The sequence below is a fragment of the Psychrobacter sp. JCM 18903 genome (genome assembly GCF_000586475.1).
Taxonomy (GTDB): Bacteria; Pseudomonadota; Gammaproteobacteria; order Pseudomonadales; family Moraxellaceae; genus Psychrobacter.
Genome location: NZ_BAWJ01000015.1, coordinates 1 through 18,597, shown reverse-complemented (window position 1 = coordinate 18,597; position 18,597 = coordinate 1). Strand labels below are relative to the sequence as shown.

Annotated in this window: 15 protein-coding genes and 8 pseudogenes; 14 read left to right on the top strand and 9 right to left on the bottom strand. The window is 41.3% G+C overall.

Annotation, left to right across the window (positions count from 1 at the left end):
* Positions 1-42 precede the first annotated feature (42 nt).
* From TT12_RS10900 to TT12_RS17495, 6 genes and pseudogenes are all read left to right on the top strand, one after another.
* A complete protein-coding gene (locus TT12_RS10900; protein ID WP_243443615.1) occupies positions 43-552 on the top strand; it encodes a copper homeostasis protein in 510 nt (169 codons plus the stop codon).
* A 542-nt stretch (positions 553-1,094) separates the two neighbouring features.
* Positions 1,095-2,600: a UDP-N-acetylmuramate:L-alanyl-gamma-D-glutamyl-meso-diaminopimelate ligase gene (gene mpl, locus TT12_RS10895; RefSeq protein ID WP_045454812.1), complete on the top strand. Its 1,506-nt coding sequence runs from the start codon at positions 1,095-1,097 to the stop codon at positions 2,598-2,600.
* A gap of 369 nt (positions 2,601-2,969) precedes the next feature.
* Positions 2,970-3,224, top strand: a complete 255-nt coding sequence (locus TT12_RS10890; RefSeq protein WP_045454808.1) for a GlsB/YeaQ/YmgE family stress response membrane protein — start codon at positions 2,970-2,972, stop codon at positions 3,222-3,224.
* A 314-nt stretch (positions 3,225-3,538) separates the two neighbouring features.
* Positions 3,539-4,092 (top strand): annotated as a pseudogene (def, locus tag TT12_RS10885) (peptide deformylase).
* A gap of 158 nt (positions 4,093-4,250) precedes the next feature.
* Positions 4,251-5,350: pseudogene (locus tag TT12_RS10880) on the top strand (type III PLP-dependent enzyme).
* On the top strand, positions 5,284-5,430 hold the full coding sequence (locus TT12_RS17495; protein ID WP_243443613.1) for a hypothetical protein: 147 nt from the start codon (positions 5,284-5,286) through the stop codon (positions 5,428-5,430). Before TT12_RS10880 ends, TT12_RS17495 begins: the two are co-directional and overlap by 67 nt.
* 109 nt (positions 5,431-5,539) lie before the next feature.
* On the opposite strand, the gene TT12_RS15625 is transcribed toward TT12_RS17495, so the two are convergent.
* Genes TT12_RS15625 through TT12_RS10865 form a run of 4 tightly spaced genes read right to left on the bottom strand, consistent with a single transcriptional unit; the run spans position 5,540 to position 7,009 of the window.
* The gene (locus TT12_RS15625) at positions 5,540-5,947 is read right to left on the bottom strand and encodes an HAD hydrolase family protein (protein WP_243443612.1); all 408 of its coding nucleotides are present in this window, start codon (positions 5,945-5,947) and stop codon (positions 5,540-5,542) included.
* A 2-nt stretch (positions 5,948-5,949) separates the two neighbouring features.
* Entirely contained in the window at positions 5,950-6,192 is a 243-nt protein-coding gene (locus TT12_RS15620) for an HAD family hydrolase (protein ID WP_207804055.1), read from the bottom strand.
* Between the two features lie 11 nt (positions 6,193-6,203).
* A complete protein-coding gene (locus TT12_RS10870; RefSeq protein ID WP_045454804.1) occupies positions 6,204-6,812 on the bottom strand; it encodes a LysE family translocator in 609 nt (202 codons plus the stop codon).
* On the bottom strand, positions 6,809-7,009 hold the full coding sequence (locus tag TT12_RS10865) for a hypothetical protein (RefSeq protein WP_045454801.1): 201 nt from the start codon (positions 7,007-7,009) through the stop codon (positions 6,809-6,811). The genes TT12_RS10870 and TT12_RS10865 overlap by 4 nt, the downstream gene beginning before the upstream one ends.
* Positions 7,010-7,106: 97 nt before the next feature.
* Here TT12_RS10865 and TT12_RS10860 point away from each other — a divergent pair.
* A pseudogene (locus tag TT12_RS10860) lies at positions 7,107-7,999 on the top strand (LysR family transcriptional regulator).
* 151 nt (positions 8,000-8,150) lie between these two features.
* Here TT12_RS10860 and dapB read toward each other — a convergent pair.
* Together dapB and dnaJ are read right to left on the bottom strand one after the other, a co-directional pair.
* Positions 8,151-8,998: pseudogene (gene dapB / locus TT12_RS10855) on the bottom strand (4-hydroxy-tetrahydrodipicolinate reductase).
* Positions 8,999-9,180: 182 nt separating this feature from the next.
* Positions 9,181-10,316: pseudogene (dnaJ, locus tag TT12_RS10850) on the bottom strand (molecular chaperone DnaJ).
* Positions 10,317-10,758: 442 nt separating this feature from the next.
* On the opposite strand from dnaJ, the gene TT12_RS10845 reads away from it, so the two are divergent.
* Entirely contained in the window at positions 10,759-11,412 is a 654-nt protein-coding gene (locus TT12_RS10845) for a DUF2939 domain-containing protein (RefSeq protein ID WP_045454908.1), read from the top strand.
* Between the two features lie 153 nt (positions 11,413-11,565).
* Here the strand turns inward: TT12_RS10845 and TT12_RS10840 are convergent, their stop codons facing one another.
* The gene (locus TT12_RS10840) at positions 11,566-12,630 is read right to left on the bottom strand and encodes a disulfide isomerase DsbC N-terminal domain-containing protein (protein ID WP_045454798.1); all 1,065 of its coding nucleotides are present in this window, start codon (positions 12,628-12,630) and stop codon (positions 11,566-11,568) included.
* 435 nt (positions 12,631-13,065) lie between these two features.
* A pseudogene (locus TT12_RS10835) lies at positions 13,066-13,769 on the bottom strand (pseudouridine synthase).
* 209 nt (positions 13,770-13,978) lie between these two features.
* Between TT12_RS10835 and TT12_RS10830 the strand changes: the two are divergent.
* From TT12_RS10830 to TT12_RS10810, 6 genes and pseudogenes are all read left to right on the top strand, one after another.
* The gene (locus TT12_RS10830; RefSeq protein ID WP_045454795.1) at positions 13,979-14,581 is read left to right on the top strand and encodes a YigZ family protein; all 603 of its coding nucleotides are present in this window, start codon (positions 13,979-13,981) and stop codon (positions 14,579-14,581) included.
* A gap of 121 nt (positions 14,582-14,702) precedes the next feature.
* Positions 14,703-15,768: pseudogene (locus TT12_RS10825) on the top strand (YheT family hydrolase).
* 32 nt (positions 15,769-15,800) lie between these two features.
* Positions 15,801-16,342 (top strand): annotated as a pseudogene (locus TT12_RS10820) (acyl-CoA thioesterase).
* Between the two features lie 183 nt (positions 16,343-16,525).
* The gene (locus TT12_RS10815; protein WP_243443610.1) at positions 16,526-16,792 is read left to right on the top strand and encodes a DsrE family protein; all 267 of its coding nucleotides are present in this window, start codon (positions 16,526-16,528) and stop codon (positions 16,790-16,792) included.
* Positions 16,789-16,902 carry a hypothetical protein gene (locus tag TT12_RS19430; protein WP_243443609.1) on the top strand — a complete coding sequence of 38 codons (114 nt, stop codon included), beginning with the start codon at positions 16,789-16,791 and terminating at the stop codon, positions 16,900-16,902. Before TT12_RS10815 ends, TT12_RS19430 begins: the two co-directional genes overlap by 4 nt.
* A 233-nt stretch (positions 16,903-17,135) precedes the next feature.
* Positions 17,136-17,513, top strand: coding sequence for a VOC family protein (locus TT12_RS10810; protein ID WP_045454792.1), 378 nt, complete (start codon positions 17,136-17,138; stop codon positions 17,511-17,513).
* A 271-nt stretch (positions 17,514-17,784) separates the two neighbouring features.
* Here the strand turns inward: TT12_RS10810 and TT12_RS10805 are convergent.
* The coding region (locus TT12_RS10805; protein ID WP_207804054.1) for a hypothetical protein at positions 17,785-18,597 on the bottom strand (813 nt) is incomplete at its 5' end.

Below are 18,597 nucleotides of genomic sequence, written 5' to 3'. Positions count from 1 at the left end.
ACTATTAAAAAACTGTTTTTTGGTGTGACCATGATATATTTTTTGCCTACTTGTTCTAACACGCTAACTATTCTCAAACGTGGTGGTCGTTGTTTGCTAGCGCTGCCCCTCTGTGTGCTGCTCATCGGCTGTGATAGTACCTCGTCTAGCGGCGATAAAGGTATGACGACTAAGGTCGCCCCTATCGATCATGTAGAAGAGAACAGCGCACAAGCTAGCGCAGAGAACTTGTCAGAGACCAATCTATTAAATGCGGGTAGTGAGCTAGATAAAGTGTCAGAAGGACAATCGCTGATTGCGGCTGCCCAATCGAGTAACGGTGCAAATTCCCATCAATCGCTGACACGCTCAGAGCCGCGTAATGGCACGTTACAAGCCACGTTAATGGGCGATTATGGTGGCATGGTACCCTGTAAATCTTGTGATAGCACTGATATTACATTGAATTTGTTCGCTGATGGTTCAGTGCTAAAAACCAGTATAGATAACAACCCCGAAATGCCGAATGCACCCTGTTTGAGCCTGGTGTTTATCGTCAAGACAATGATATGATTACGATTGTCTATGAAGACAAAAACATTGAAGCGTATCATATTCAAGACAATCATCTTATCTTAATGGATGAACATAAAAAACCTAACAATGACTATACCTTGTCGCGCAAATAATAAAATAGCGGCATAAATATTTAGAGGCTCTAAATTTTAGAAGCTCTGAATATAGTGATGCTCAATGAGCAAAACCATCCTTTTAATAACGCCTACTTGTTGGGCGTTTTTTATTGGTCATCATGCGGTGTTTACTTTACAATAAGTGCTTATTTTCGACGCTGCTATTTGGCGATCCTATGCTGTTTTTGTGACAGAATATAGGGTTGAAGCAATATAAAGTAGAGGTAAGGCAAGCGGGCGTCAATAGTACGTTTGGTACATGAAGCACGGTTAACGCCGTCACCATTTATAATATTTTAATTATAGCCAAGACTGATAATCATTAGGTTGAGCATATCCTAGAATAAACCACGGTTAATATCGGTAACTTTTGGGATAATGCTCCATTTTTATTCTTTTAATTTAAGCTCGTACGGAACGTCTATGCATATTCATATTCTTGGTATTTGTGGTACTTTTATGGGCTCACTGGCATTGCTAGCGCGCGAGCTTGGACATACGGTCACGGGCTCAGATGCCAACGTTTATCCGCCGATGTCCACCCAACTGGAAAACGCGGGCGTGACTATTGAGCAAGGCTATCTGGTAGAGCATTTACAACCAGCACCAGATTTAGTCGTCGTTGGTAATGCCATGAAGCGCGGTATGGATGTCATCGAATATATGCTGGACACAGGTCTACGCTATACCTCAGGACCACAGTTTTTATCTGAGCAGGTATTACAATCGCGTCATGTGATAGCCGTTGCCGGTACTCACGGTAAAACCACGACGACGACTATGCTCGCTTGGATATTGCACTATGCGGGTATCGACACTGGGTTTTTAATCGGCGGTGTGCCACTGGTTGATACCACTGATGAGCATTTACAGCACGTCTTCGCTCACAGCAGTTATTTGGGTGCGGATAAAATTGATAATGACGATTCGGTAAATACTGGCTATTTCGTTATCGAAGCAGATGAATATGATTCTGCATTTTTTGATAAGCGTTCAAAGTTCGTGCACTACCGTCCGCGTACGGCTATTTTAAATAACCTAGAATTTGATCATGCGGATATTTTTGCGGATCTTGAGGCTATTCAGACCCAATTCCATCATATGGTGCGCATGATTCCAAGTACGGGCAAAATCATTATGCCTACAGCGACTGCCAGCTTAGAGGAGACGTTAGCGAAAGGGGTTTGGACACCCGTTTGGCGGACAGCCGTACTGGATTCAGCAGCAAACGCTACTAATGTAGAAGATGAGGATTTAGACAATAACAGCGAATGGCAGGCTGAACTTATCAGCGAAGATGGTGGTCAATTTGCGGTTAGTTTTGCGGCTGATGTTGCTGATGAAGAAGCCACAGGCGTCGTCGACTGGTCGATGAGCGGCATGCATAATGTGAATAACGCCTTGGTTGCTGTCGCAGCAGCTTATAACATCGGCGTCAGTGTTAAAACTGCGTGCGCGGCGTTATCAGCATTTGCTGGCATTAAGCGTCGGATGGAGCTGATTGGCGATGTCAATGATATCTTAGTCTTTGATGATTTTGCCCATCACCCTACAGCCATTACTACTACTTTAGACGGTGCCAAGAAGAAACTGGCGGACAGACGCATTTGGGCGATTATTGAACCACGTAGTAACACCATGAAAATGGGCATTCATCAAGACAGCTTGGCTGAGTCTGCTGCTCTCGCCGATCATACCTTATGGTACGAGCCGACAGGACTGGAGTGGGGTCTAAAAGAAGTCATTGAAAATGCCAATAGCGCAAATCCTAACATGGGCAACCAACAGGTGCTCTCTAGTATCGATGCTATCATCGAGCATATCGACATGCACGCAAAAGCGGGTGACGCCATTGTGATTATGTCGAATGGCGGTTTTGAAGGTATTCATCAACGTTTACTAACTGCGCTACGTAATAAAGCCACTTAATAAAGCTACGCAACAAACAATCTAGCTGGTCTAGTTCTGGTGTCAAATAAGAGCGTTGCTTATTATAAATGAGCAACGTTTTTTTATGATCAACTTTTTCTGATTACTTGCGATTACTATAGAGAGTATCAGTATTAGGGAGCGTCGATATCCAAAAATGCTTTAATATATAAACGGCGTTTTCGACTTCACTACCTTTGTAACCTTTCATTTACCTATTCTACCTGCATATTAGCAAATCTAGGATTTTCCTCACATAGCTCATACACTGGTAACATTTCGCGCTTACCTTTACGTCTATACAGTGCTTACAATGGGCTTATCAAAATTGATTAACTATTATAAATGATAATAAATTAGGAGAATAATATGAGCTTTATTTGGATGATTATTGTAGGTCTGGTTGCAGGTTTATTGGCAAGAGCTATCAAGCCAGGCAGTGACCCGATGGGCTGGATAATGACCATTGTATTGGGTATCGTCGGTGCTTTATTAGGTGGATTCTTAGCTAGTCTTATCGGTATCAATGCTGATGGCGGATTTACTGGTTTGATATTCTCAGTAATCGGTGCGATCATCCTGTTATTTATCTATGAGATGATTATGAGCAAACGTGGCGTATAACTTTGCACTTTTGCTCAGATGTTTTGGTTGCACAAAGTAACTTTAATGACTCAGAAGTGACTTGATTTACTAAACTCAATTTACTAAAAAGCAACTCTACTTATGCAAGTCAGATTACATCTAATCTAGCTTATATAAATTAAAAAGCCTTGCGAATTGCAGGGCCTTTTTATGCCTATAATAAAAGCGACCTCCTTGATTTTTTACGATGATAAAAAGCAATAATTGTGCGAAAGTATTGATAAGCATTACTTTTGTCCCCATTTATCCTATAATATCAACCCTATTTTATCCCTATCATTGAGGTGAGCGTTATGGCTTTACTCCCTATTTTAAATTACCCAGACCCGCGCCTGCGCACTATTGCTACGCCTGTTAAGGAAGTGACTGCTGAAATCAAAACCTTAATCGCTGATATGATTGAGACGATGTATGAGGCACAAGGTATCGGTTTGGCGGCAAGCAAGTGGATCGCCATATTCAGCTCATCGTTATGGATCTGTCTGAAGATAAAAATAGCCCTAGAGTTTTTATCAATCCCAAGGTGACACCATTGGTAGAAGAGAAACAGCCCTATGAAGAAGGTTGTTTGTCCGTACCTGAAGTCTATGACAGTGTCGAGCGCCCGAACAAAGTGCGTATTGAAGCCTTAGATGAGAATGGTCAAAAAATCGATGAAGAAGTCGAAGGCTTACTCGCGGTATGCATCCAACATGAAATGGATCATTTAAATGGGGTCATATTCGTCGATTATTTATCACGTCTCAAGCAAACTCGTGCTCGCGATAAAGTGCGTAAAATCGTTAAAATACGCGAAAAACAAGGCGAACAAATGGCGGATAAACAGCCGCAGCCCAGCCATTCTTAGTCCATTCATCATCTAAGCTATTTTTACGTCATTTAATCAGCATGGACGCAAGGTTTCATTACCTGTGAGATGCGTAATGACACTAATGTGAGATGACAATGACGTGATGCGAGCATTTACTCTTTAACACCTACTGTCTTTATTAAAGGTTTCCTACCATGACCATGATCAAAATTGACCAATATTTTGACCCTGCCGGCTGGCAGAAATTCACTCAAGCTGCTGAAGGTCGCGAGACGCCATTTTTGGTCGTGGACCTTAGCCGTATCAAAACCCAATATCATGAAATGGTTGGGTTTTTTCCCAATGCAAAAATCCATTATGCAATGAAGGCCAGTCCTGCTGTTGAAGTGATTAACTTGCTTGCTGATCTTGGTTCAAACTTTGATTGTGCCTCCATCTATGAGCTTGATCGCGTATTAGACTGCGGCGTTGAGCATCGCGTATCTCTTATGGCAATACCATTAAAAAAGCGGAGCATGTCAAATATGCCTTTGAAAAAGGTATTGACTTGTATGCGACTGACTCAGAAGCCGATTTAAAAAATATTGCCAAGCACGCTCCTGGTTCAAAAATCTTTGTGCGTATCTTAGTACAAGGGTCTGAGACCGCTGAATGGCCATTGTCTCGTAAGTTTGGTTGTCATCCCAATATGGCGATTGAGCTGTTGATTCAAGCTCGTGATTTGGGTCTAGTGCCTTATGGCATCTCATTCCACGTCGGTAGTCAGCAAAAAGACGTTGCCGCTTGGGATGATGCGCTAGCCAAGGTCAAATACATGTTTGACTGGATGAAAAACGAAGAAGATATTAAGCTACAAATGATCAATTTGGGTGGCGGCTTTCCAGCCAACTATATCAGTGAAGTGAACCCTATAAAAGTCTACGCTGAAGAGATCGCTCGTTATTTGACAGACGACTATAGTGAAGAGGACATGCCTGAGATTATCCTTGAGCCAGGTCGTTCATTGGTTGGTGGATCGGGCGTATTGGTCAGTGACGTGGTGCTTATCTCACGTAAGTCACACACAGATTTAACACGTTGGGTGTATACCGATGTGGGCTTATTCCAAGGCTTAATCGAGACTTTGGGTGAAGCCATCAAGTATCCGGTTTATACGCCTAAGATGGAAACGTCAACCAGCAAAGGCACTGTGTACTGGCAGGTCCTACTTGTGATTCGACCGATATCATGTATGAAGAAGCGGGCTATCAATTGCCAGAAGAGCTGGAGATTGGTGATAAAATCTTTTGGTTGACCACGGGTGCGTATACTAACTCGTATTCATCTATTGAGTTTAATGGTTTTCCACCGTTAGAAGTGATCTACGTTGACTAATCTGCAATAAATTATTATCGATAAAAAGCGCGCTCATGACGGGCGCGTTTTCCATTGACAGTAGGTCTCTTGTAAAAGTACCCTTTTATTGAGTCCAGTAACGGAGCATCTATGACTTACCATGTCCCTGACAAAAGGCATTATTATCGAAAAATTTTATGCCAATAGAATCTACAACCTCCTGATAGCTATTTACGATATTAAATGTAGGTAAAGCTTTCTCTAAGACCTCTTTTGAAGGTGAGAATAAGTATCCATGAGATACGGCTTCTAACATACTAAAATCATTAAACGCATCGCCTATTGCCATACTATTTCCCAATGATAAAGGATATTTTCCTATAATCTCATGTTTACCATGCTGGCGACTGTATAGCACTTTATTAATATAACCTGCACTATCGACCTGTAAACGATGACAATATACAATGTCCATTGGAACTTCGATTTGCTGCAAGAATCCTTCAAGTAATTCATGAAAGCAGTCTGACACAATCTTAATCTCAAAACCTTTCATCTTTAATGCATGCAGAAACTCTTTTGCTCCTTCAATTGGATTGAGTGCCCGATAATACTTTGTATTTTTGGCAGAGTAATCTGATGCTTTTCTAGAACAGCTATGCGATATAGCATCAGTTTTTGATAATCCTCTACTTCCCTTGTTGTTATGCTTAGCTCAGATATATCTAGGCGCTTAGCTAAAAACTTCCATATTTCTGAGACTAAGACACCTTCCATATCAATAAAGGCTACTTTATTCATTTTGACTCTCCTTAGTTTAAGTTTGTAAAGAGCAAAAACACACCTAACAAACCTAATATGAAACCAATCACTCGATTGATCGCTACTTGTTTATTTAACATTTTTTCTCTTAAAGTACGCTGAGAGAACAATAAAGCCACTAGAGCAAACCATATGAAATGAGCTACAGACATGAACAGCCCGTAACCGATTAAAATAGATTTTGGGGTGATAGCGCTAACTATTTGCGTATAGGTGCTAATAACAAACAAGGTAGTCTTAGGATTCAGGGCGTTCGTAAAGAAACCATATCGTAACGCTTGTGCAGAACTAATGCAGGTAGAAGAACCCACGTCCTTTACAGGTTTTTGTCTAAATGTTTTATAACCAATATAAATGAGATAAAACGCACCAAGATATTTTATGATAGTCAAAAAATTGGGCGCAAACTCCATGACAATGGCAACGGCTAACAAGGTATAAGCGACATGGACTAATACTCCTAACGCTATACCGATAGAAGTTAATACACCAATAGAGCGCCCATATAAGTAGCTATTCTTGGTTACGATAGCGAAATCAGCGCCTGGACTGATGACAGCAAGAATAGTAATCATAATAACGGCTAAAAATTCCGTCATTTGTCTATCTCTTTAAAAGTAACAACTAGTACATCTCTTAAAACTACTTTGTTATTCCTATAATCTTGTAGCTTTTGGAATAATTTACTATCAATAAAAACATATCCTACATCTTCTAAGATGGATACAAACTTATCAATATTATTAAATTTATTTAGCTCTATACTTCTATTAGCTATATTTCCTGTGTTTTTCACACTTACCTCATGTAGTTATTCAATTTAGTTGTATCTTCCTATATTTTTCAGTAAACTAAAATTGAGTTATTTACATGAGTATTTATGAGTTTTTGGCATGATAGAAAAGATATCCTTAAATTCGCTAAAGTTTTTTTATTACGTTGCACAGCATGGTAGCGTGACGTTAGCATCTCAAAAATTATTTGTGACACAGAGCGCAGTAAGCAAACAGATTAAAAATCTAGAAGATGCTTTAGGTCTTATTCTATTTGATAGAGTGAACAAGAAGCTCGTACTTACATCCAATGGCAGCTTACTTTTCGCCTGTTGCCAGCAGATTTTTGCAAAATTAGACGATTGCCTTGTCGATTTGAAGAATCAACAATATGAAAAGAAACAATTGGTACTATCCTGCGAACCTACCATTTCTATGAAATGTTGATACCGCGTTTGGCTGAATTTAACTCACTAAACTATGGCTTTGAAATTTTGTTACTGACGGGTGGTGGAATCGTAGACTTTCAAGGAAAATCTATCGATATTGCCTTGCGCAGAAATGATTTTGAATGGGACAAGAATATATTTCATGAAAAAATTATTGAAGAATACATAGTTGCTGTTCGCAACACTAGAACGGATCAGACCAATAAACTTTTACTTACTTCTTCTCGACCACATTTATGGCAACACATAAATAAGTCTAAGTTGGTGAGTAGTGACATTTTATCGTACGAACACATGGTGTTAGAACATTTCTATTTGTGTATTGAGGGATGTTTAGCTGGTTTAGGAACAGCTATTGTTTCAATATTTATGGTGGAAAAGGAAATCTCACATCAATTTTTAGAATTGGTACATCCTCCCGTAGCGGACAGTTCTTCTTATCATTTATTGTCCTACTACCCTTTTTACGAAGATGAAAGGAAGGTTATATTTAAAAACTGGTTGAAAATAGAGATGACACGCAGTAAAGAACAATTTATGAAAAATTTGCAAGATAAGTCGTAAAGTATGTCGGCTATCTGCCCTCTAAAAACAATGCTAACATTCTCCAGTTACGGTCACATAGACGAGTACATCAGAGATGAGTAATAAAAAACGCGCCCATCATGAGCGCGTTTTTTATTACCATTAGTTTTGTTCAGATATTCAACGCTATCTAGTCATTCAAACCCAACACGTCCTGCATATTATATTGCCCGACCTCTTGTTTGATAACCCAAGTCGCGGCACGTACGGCACCCGCGGCAAAAGTCATACGCGCGCGGGCACGATGGGTAATTTCAACCACCTCACCATCGGCAATAAACATCACGGTATGATCGCCAATGATTTCACCGCCGCGAATAGCATGAATACCAATAGTACCTGCTTTGCGTTCGCCCGTTTGTCCTTCGCGGCCATAAACAGCGACGTCTTTTAGATTCTGTCCACGAGCTTCTGCCACGCTTCTGCCATCATATATGCTGTGCCTGATGGCGCATCGATTTTATGCTTATGGTGTGCTTCGATGACTTCTACATCGGCATCCTCGCCAAATGCCTTCGCGGCCATGCTGAGCAACTTTAATGACAGATTAACGCCTGTTGAATAGTTACCAGCATAGACAATCGCAATTTTCTCGCTGGCTTTTGCCAATACTTGCTCTTGCTGCTCATTGAATCCTGTCGTCCCAATAACCATCGCGACATTGTTTACCGCGCAAATCTGCATATTTTGTTCAGTGGCATCAGGCAAGCTAAAGTCAATGAGTACATCGATGTCATTAATGACAACTTTTAAATCATCGACAATCTGTACCTCTAAGCGACCGATAGCGGCGACTTCGCCAGCATCTGCACCAACAAGGCTTGAACCTTGACGTTCTATCGCGGCATTTAATATCGTTTGCGAGTTGTCTTGTACTGCCTCTATTAGCATACGCCCCATACGACCACCAGCACCAATAACCCCGACTTTGATGGCTTGTTTATTTGTATTTTCTTGCGCTGTTATCTGTTGGCTCATATTTTTATCCTAAAAGCTCTATATTAATAAGAAAGGTTTTAAATGTTATGATGCTAAGTTTAGCAAATATCACCACCTGAATGGTTTTTTATAGCGTCAATAAAAACCCCCAGTGTTTCACATGAAACACTGGGGGTTTTGTATCTAGTTATTTAACCAAACGAGTTATTGAAACAACTCAATTAATCAAATAAGTCGCCAATCTTTTTAAAGAATGACTTCTTATGTGGCGACTGCTGATGCTTGCTATCACCGTCAAGCGTATCTTGGAACTGGCGCAACAGGTCTTTTTGCTCGCGAGTTAAGTTCACTGGGGTTTCGATAACCACACGGCAAATCAAATCACCTTTCATGGTGGTGCGTACTGGCGTCACGCCTTTGCCGCGCACACGTAGCAACTTACACTTTGCGTGCCTTCGGCAACCTTGATTTTTACTTTACCATCTAAGGTTGGAATTTCGACCTCTTTACCCAGCGCTGCATCGGTGATGCTCACAGGTACGTCCATATATAAATCAGCCCCTTGACGGGTAAAGACGTTGTGCGGTTTTACGCGTACTTCAACATATAAATCGCCGTTTTGGACGCCCGCGCCGCCTGCTTCACCTTCGCCTGCTAGACGGACGCGATCACCATCATCAACACCCGCTGGGATAGACACTTCTAGCGTACGTGATTTGTCTTTAACGCCATTACCGTGACAGTCAGAGCACGGATTTTTGATTTGTTTACCAGTGCCGCCACAATGTGGGCAAGCCTGCTGCACGGCAAAAAATCCTTGCTGCATACGCACTTGACCTTGTCCATGACAGGTCTGACAAGTTACGATATCAGAGGCATTTTTTGCCCCTTTACCATCGCACGTGTCGCATGGCGCAGGCGCTGTGAAACTGATTTCTTTTTTACAGCCACGTACCGCTTCTTCTAAAGTCAGCTCGATCACATAACGCAAATCTGAGCCACGGCGCGAACGTCCACCGCCGCCACCACGCTGCTGACCGAAGATATCGCCAAAGTTGCCGAAAATATCACCGAAAATATCTTGGAAGTTGCCACCACCTGCACCGCCAAAGCCGCCGCCACCCATACCATTTTCGAAGGCTGAATGACCCATGCGATCGTAAGCAGAGCGCTTCTCTTCGCTGCTTAGTACTTCGTAAGCCATGGATGCTTCTTTGAATTTATCCTCAGCATCTGGATCATCAGAGTTACGGTCAGGGTGATATTTCATAGCCAGCTTGCGGTAAGCTCGCTTAATTTCTTTGCTTTCAGCGATCTTGCTCACACCTAATACTTCATAAAAATCGCGCTTACTCATGGGCTCTCCTATCGTCTTTACAGTCCACCGGACAGTCGATTCAGTAGTTCTAGTCAACCACCACCTTAATACGACTCACTATGGCACTCAAAGGTTTCACATGAAACATCATAAATAGTGAGAGAAAAGAGGTGATACTGCTATGAATCTTACAAGCGAATACGGCGGGATGCTGCTTAGCCAAATCAATTATTAAAAGTTTGCGCTATTTATGGAGATGCTATGGTGATTTATCAAGCGCTTAGGCAGGGAAAGTATCCACTATAGTGCGCTTGACCATACAAAAAGGTTTTATTAAGGAATGAACAAAGGTTTTCATACCTTAAAAAGGCTCAGCCATGCTAATATTTATCGCTATATTTTTGGGGTTTTAGATTTATACTCACCAGTATTAAATCTGACCATCATTACGTTTTTGTTTTGCGATAAGGGTTTGATTTTTATGAAAAAGCTGATTATTTTATTAATCGTCATTGCCGTCGCTGTCTATGCAGGCTCGCCCTATTACAGCGCCTATCAGCTTAAAAATGCCTACGATGCCAAAGACGGCGCGACCATCGCCGCAGCGATCGACTATGAGCAAGTGCGACCTAGTATCCAAAACCAACTCACCAGTCAGTTTACGGCGACTATGAGCAATTATCCATTGGTCGCTGAGCTGGGCGGCGAAGCATTAACCCAAGCCGCCAATAGCTTTATCACGCAGGCGGTAGATGGTGCTATAACACCGCAAAATATCGAAAAAGTCATCAATACCCAAGGTCAGGCCAATACCGCAACCAAAGAGCTGGCCGCCGCATGGGCAATCGCTAGTAATCAAGTCGATCTCAAAAATTTGATTCAAAATCTTATCATCCAGCGCGGTGATGTGGATGCAGTGGTCAAAAGCCAAATGCAGCAAATCATGGAGAAACAAGCCGCTGAACTGGAGCAACAGGTAGCGCAAGGGTCTGACAGTGACAAGCCCAAATTAAGCTATTGCGGTATTAATTGCTTCACTATTAGCGGTCAGGTAAAAGGTTATCCGCTCACCATCGAGATGCAGCGTAACGGCTTAATTGATTGGAAAATCGTTGATATCGTGTTGCCACAATAGACTTGATATCCTTAACGGTTATAGGTAATAAAAACCGCCACATAGATTACTTATGTGGCGGTTTTTTATTAATATTAAGGAATGTCATCTCTTAATACATTTTTTATTCATAACTTTATTAAACATCTATGCGAGATTAAACATCTGTGTGAGCTACTGCACACTCAAAAATTCTAAAAACTCAGGACTCTCAAAGCTCGCTTGAAACAGCACGCCATCTTCACGGTAGATAGCAGGCGTTGCCATCACCGCAAGCCCTGCTGATTTTTCACGATTGAGCGTCACATGATCGACTTTACAACTTGCTGGTGCAGGTGTCATTTCACCCTGCAACATTGCTTTATCAAAAGCGTTGCGGCGGCTGTCCTCGTCACCTTGGCACCAAATCCCACGCATTTGCTCAGGGGACTGCTCGTATATCGGATAACCAATGGTTTTGACCGTCACACCTTTGGCATTAAGTATCGGTAGCTGCTGATGCAAGCGGCGGCAGTAAGGACAGTTGACATCATTGGCCACATAAATAACCGCTCTCTCAGAGCCGGTCGCTGGATAATTAATCAGCTGGCTTTCATCTAAAGTTGCAAACACAGACTGATTTTTACGCTTTTCAAACTCCTCATCGAGCCCAATAAACTGACCATTTTCAATCACTGATATCTCGCCATCAGTAATATATTGTGCATCATCCGATAGTAAAAAAGGCACGCCTTCTAATGTCGCACCCCAAATCACGCCTGGCACTGCGGTATAAAAGAACGGCGTCTTAGTGCTCATATTTTTCAGCGCATCCATATTTGCCAATATATCAGCTTTAACACTCGCACTGACAGGTTTGCCTGCCTGCGCACTGGTGCTACGCGCTGGCGTCTTGGTGACTGCACGCTTGCTTGGATTCTTTTGTAGATCGCCTTGAATGACATATTTGCCATCTTCAGTGATATGCAAAGGCAACTGCCCCGCCAAATTGACTTGATACATATTGGGTAAGTTTGACGGCACAATAGAGCTAATTTGTGTTTTGATCCCTGCCTGAGTGAGCAATTGGCGCAAGCGACTGTCAACAGACTTGCTAACAGTGCCAGCGGCTTTTGTATTTTGAGTACTCTGGCTCGCTTTTTGGTTAGTAGCCGTAGTATCACTAGACTGGGCACAAGCGGTGGTTGCCAATAACATGGCGCCAATTAAACTGGCAGATTTTAATAGAGATGATTTCACAGAGACAGTCCTATCTGGTTTCAACAAAAACAGCTTTTAATAACAGCGAGCTTCAGTAACAACGATTTTTAATAACCTTTAATTTTAACAACACTCAATCTTAAGAATAGCCGTTTCTAACAATATCGGTTTCTAACAATAGCTACTTTTAATAAAGATAACGATATTATGTAAAAAAATAGATTAAAAAAAGATAGGCAGACTTTAGCACAAGGAATACTTTTGCAAAGGTTTAACGGCTCAATTTTGCAAAACTGCTACTGAGCTTTAAGAGATAGGCAACACAGTGTGCACGCGAGACATAACAGGGTAAAAGTGATAGATAAGAACTATAGTTAAAAACTATGGTTAAAACTACGGTCAAAAAAAGCAGCACACGTGAAGTGGCTGCTGATGGTAAAGATGTGCTTGCGAGTTCATTTCAAGATGAAAAACTTAGAACTTAGCGACTTCTTCAGGTGTTAAAAAGCGACTGTCGCCTTTCTCTAATCCTTCCAAAGTAATATGACCGACACTAGCGCGATGAAGCTCAACCACTCGATTGCCAAAGTAACCCATCATCCGTTTTACTTGATGATATTTACCTTGCTCAAGCGTCAAACGCGCATGGGTCTCATCAATAAATTCTAGAACCGCAGGTTTTGTTTCTTCATGATCGCCTTCTAAAAGAATGCCTTCAGCGACTTCTTTGACGGCATTGGCTTGCGCCGCTTCATCCATCGCATCTGCTAAAGTCAGCTCATAAATTTTGGCATGTTCATGCTTAGGGCTGGTGACACGGTGCAACCACTTACCGTCATCACTCATCAATAATGCGCCGGTCGTATCAACATCGAGACGCCCTGCAATGCGCAAACTACCAAGCTCTGGCACCGCAATCAGTTCAGTGACAATTGGATGCTCTTTCACTTTCAGTGTACATTCAAAGCCTTCAGGCTTATGTAATAGAATATAACGACTGCCCGCAGCGACCGATAATGCTCGCCTGCCCAAATCACATCATCATTGACGACATCGACATGGACACCGGGGTCTTTAATGACTTGATCATTTACCGTCACTTCACCAGCGTGCAGAATTTTTTTAGATTCTTTACGCGATAGCTCAGTGGCTTTACTCAAAAATTTATCTAGACGCATATATTGCCTACCATTCGTTTTGGGATACACACTCGCAGTCAGCAGCCTAGCATGTAAGACATCAAGCCTAAGCGCTTGCACGTCGGTTGCTGGCTATCTTCACTGCTTAGAAGTGGTACTATAATGAAAAATATAGAGACACTGCACCCAATATGGACGACAGTGAAAGTTAGACAAGTTTACCATATCCAACCTAGACCTGATGAAATATGAGCTATCAAACGCTAAAACAAGCAGTCACTGCGCGCTTAGAAATTAAAAAATCCGAGTTTATTGCTTACGCTTATCCAGTCACTTCGCGTGAACAGGCAATGTTTCACGTGGAACAACTACGCGAGCAATATGCCGATGCGCGTCACCACTGCTGGGCGTATATCATTGGTGACCCCAATAACACCACCAGTGCTGGTTTTGATGATGATGGCGAGCCAAATGGTACGGCAGGTCGCCCGATATTAAATGTGTTGCAGCATAAAGCGATCGGTAACGTCATTATCATCGTGGTGCGTTATTTTGGTGGTATTAAACTGGGCGCTGGCGGTCTAACCCGTGCCTATGCAGGCGCAGCGCAAGCAGTCGTCGATGAGATGGATTTAAGCCGTTATGTTCCAATGGTACAAGTGCAGATATTGGCAGAGTTTGCGACCGAAGCACAATGCCGCTATGTGGTCGACAGTTTAAATGGCAGTGTCGATGATGTCGCTTATAGTAAACAAGTGACATTGGCCGTCACGATTGCTGAGGCAGATATCGACCATTTAAAAGAACGTCTGGCGATGGATGGGCGCGTATTAGATGCATCGAAAAAGTGAATGAGTAATCATGCGTTCACCGAGCATTCACTAAATCTTATTGGTTTTGATAACTGCCATGGGTATGATAAGGCACTGATTGTTAAAGATGATTTTAACGCCCATTAAATAAGATACCTTTATGCCAACCTCAAATTCGCTAACTTCAAAACCGAGCCAACCCTTCTCTCCAGCGCCTTTTAAGCCGCCCTTTTGGCTGACCAATCCGCACCTGCAAAGTATCCTTCCTAAGTTTTTTGCGCCCAAAACGCCTACTTATCGCCGTGTGGTCGAAAAAGACTCGTTGGATGAAAGTGATATTGCTTATGACTTTTATGATGCGCATCCTATCGCCACCGTAGAAAATGGCGAGTGTGAACAAACGCCATTAATCGTCCTGTTTCATGGAATGGAAGGCAGTAGCGACAGCCATTATGCACGTGCTTTGACGCATCAGATGCACGCTCAGGCTGGCACTGTGTGGTGGCGCACTTCCGCAGTTGTGGCGGCATTCCTGCTAATGGTCGGGTTTTTTATAATGCGGGCGATACAGATGAAGTACATCACGCGCTGCAAAACCTAAGTCAACAATACGCCAATATTTATGCGGTTGGGGTGTCACTGGGTGGTAACGCGTTGGCGAAATACATGGGCGAATATGGTGATAAAGCAATCTGCCAAGGCGCTGTGGTCCTCTCCGCTCCCGTCGATATGTCATCGGCGGCGCTTAGTATGCACAGCTTTTTGAGCCATCGAATTTACACCCCTTATTTGCTCAACCCGATTATCAAAAAAGCCTTAGCCAATGACATCAGCAAAGAGGAGATCGACTCGATCAAAGCGGTCAATCGCATCAGTGACTTTGACGATATCTTTACCGCGCCGCGTCACGGCTACCGCTCTAATAACCACTACTATCAACCTCATCAGCCCTGCCTTATTTAATAAAAGTAACGAAACCATTGTTACTTATTAGTGCCAAAGACGACCCCTTCCTTGGTTTTACCGCCACGCCAAATGATGTGTCTGACAGTGTCACTATTGTAGACACTGAACACGGCGGGCATGTGGGCTTCATTCGTTATCGCGCTGATAAAGACAAATCACCGCATCTTTATAAAAAATCAAGATTTGATATCAACTGGATACCTGAAACTGTGAGCGCTTATTTTAACCATATCGGCGTAGAATCTAATACAACTAAATAACTTATAATCCAAAAATACTTTGAGACTGCTTTATGTATCCATTTATCCGTTATGCCAGCACCATGCTCATGCCGCGCTACAAGTGAAAAAAGGCAATACTTTAACATTTAAAGACACCAGTGAGATTAGCTTTCGCTGTCGTTTGACGGACATTGATAATTTCTTAGAGATGAATAATGGTCGCGTGCTCACCCTTTTTGATATGGGGCGTACAGACTTTGCGGTACGTAGCGGACTTGGTAGCCAACTGCTCAAGCAGCGTTGGGGTTTGGTCGTTGCTGGTAGCACCATTCAATATCGCAAGCGGATTCGCGCCTTTGATAAAGTCACCATGAAAACGCATATCGTCGGCTTTGATGAGCGCTGGATATATATTGAGCAATCGATGTGGGTAAAGGGTAAGCCTTGCTCCTCTGCTCTACTGCGGACGGGCGTGACTGAAAAAGGTAAGGTGATAGAAACAGCACGTGTACTAGCCTCATTGGGGCAAGCAGATTGGCAGTTGCCACCGAGTGGCTATGTGGCAGAATGGATCGTCAGTGATGCTGATCGTCCGTGGCCACCGCAAAGTTAGAACTTATTATTTAGCTTTATTCATAAGTCACAAACACCTATTCACAATCAGTTAACCTTATAACTACTATTTCCTAACAATACATTATATAAATACATATATTAAATGTTAGGATAGTAGTGAGCATCATACTCAGCTCAACTAAATACTATCTAATTAAAACAGTCTTATAAGGAGAATAATATGGCTAACACGACGGATTATGTCGGTACATTATTTGATAATAGTGAATCAAATCCAAGCAAAATCACCTTAGCATTTACTATGGCAGGTGTCGCACTTAAAAAAGGTCATTCTGCCTCAGTGATATTGATGGTAGATGCCGTACATTTGGCATTGCCGGATGCATTAAATGGCGTCAATATTGGCGCGCCATTTGAACCTGCTGGCGAATTGCTAGAAGCTTTATCGAGAAAGGCGGTCAAGTATTGGTCTGCGGTGCCTGCATGAAACACAATGGTTTGGAAGAAGCAGACATCGACAAACGCTTTGAGGTGATTAGCGGTGATGATGTGGTTGAGCTGCTGATGAACGCGAAAGGATCGTTGCAGTTGAATTAATAGCAAACGTTAAAAAAATAAAGTTATAAAAATGGGTCAGTTTTCTCAGTCATCTTTTTGGTGGCTTGGATGATTGGCTCATTTTTTTGTGTACAATAAATAAGTGCTTGAATTGTTTATATCATGGGCAGTTCGAAGACAGTTATGCGATCACTGTTATCCTCATTTTGTCTTTATTTGGTTGTCACTGATTTGAACTCTATACCGCTCCTCCTAAATGAGTAAGGATATTTATGAAATTTCGATATGCACGACACACCAATAATTTGGACACCCTTATTGATTTTTATCAAAACATTATTGGACTAGAAAAGCTTGGCGGCTTCAAAGACCATAATGGTTACGATGGTGTTTTTTTAGGATTTCCCAATCAAGAGTGGCATATGGAGTTTACCTATTCCGCTAGTAAAGCAAACCATCATCCTGACAAGGACGATTTGATCGTATTTTACTTAGATAGCGAAGAGGAAATCCAAACCATTATAGACAGAGCGAAACAGGCAGATATACTACCGATCACCTCACAAAATCCTTATTGGAATGAAAACGGCATTGAGTTAACTGATCCAGACGGATTCGGCGTCATACTAACGATAAAGCAGGTTGATTGAGAGACTAGAGGCTTTTTCTCTTTTCAGCATCGTAATGCTCTATTAAAATACATTCAGGTAGTATTAGGCCTTTCGAAACTAAATCTTGGTAAGCGAACTCAATGTACTGTGTAATTGAGTTACATGTTCACATATCATTCAAATCAGTTAAAACACAGTATGAATATGTATTATTAGCAAAAATTCTTACTCTGAATATATCAGGGTAAGAATTTCGATCTCTATGCAGCGTATGTATATAGTCTGATATTTTCATGGTTCGATATTCATACTAAATGAGATCTGCAAAATCTATATCGTTTTTCTCTGATTTTTCAATGAAAGACTCTGTTTTTTCTATTTCCTTAAATAGATATTTTTTGTACAAATTAGCTAATCTAAGTACTTCTTCATATGTTGTGTCAACAAATTCTTTTGGTAACTCATTTAACAATAAAAGTTCCCAGTGAATTCCACCGTCTATCGCTTTTTCCTGAGACAAATTTTCTTTGTTGATATTTTTGATGGCTTCAGCTATTACTGAATGTAGCTTGTGTAAATAATTTATCTTGAAAGAAGCTAACTTACTGTAACCATTACCGACTTCTCCCCCTACGATCTTGTATTCATCATCTACTCTAATTTTTGAAAATGAACTTCTTAAGAATGATAAATATAAACTCTTACTACTTGAAAAATCTAATAAATCCCTAATTTGAAGAAGTAGCGGCAAATGATATAATTTATTGAACTCCAATTCATCCATTTCTTCCAGTAATGAAAGGAAATTATCTGTTTCAAACAAAAAATGATTTCTTTTAAATCTGCTTAATATTTTTTTATATACTATTTCTTTACTTTCTAAAGTCATTTGTTTAACAAATAATGAAGCGAAATATTCTTGTAGAGATCTATGTGCAAAAGAATAGAGCCCATTATCTTCAGTCCATAGCGCAACTGCTGAGCTTAAATCTTTTAGTATTTTCTGATTTTCAAATTTTATTTCACTCTTACTCTTAATTATCTTGAATTTTTCAAATATAAAATCAGAATCCCAACTAAATTTGCTTTCAAAATACGACAAATAACAAAACAGTTGTAACAC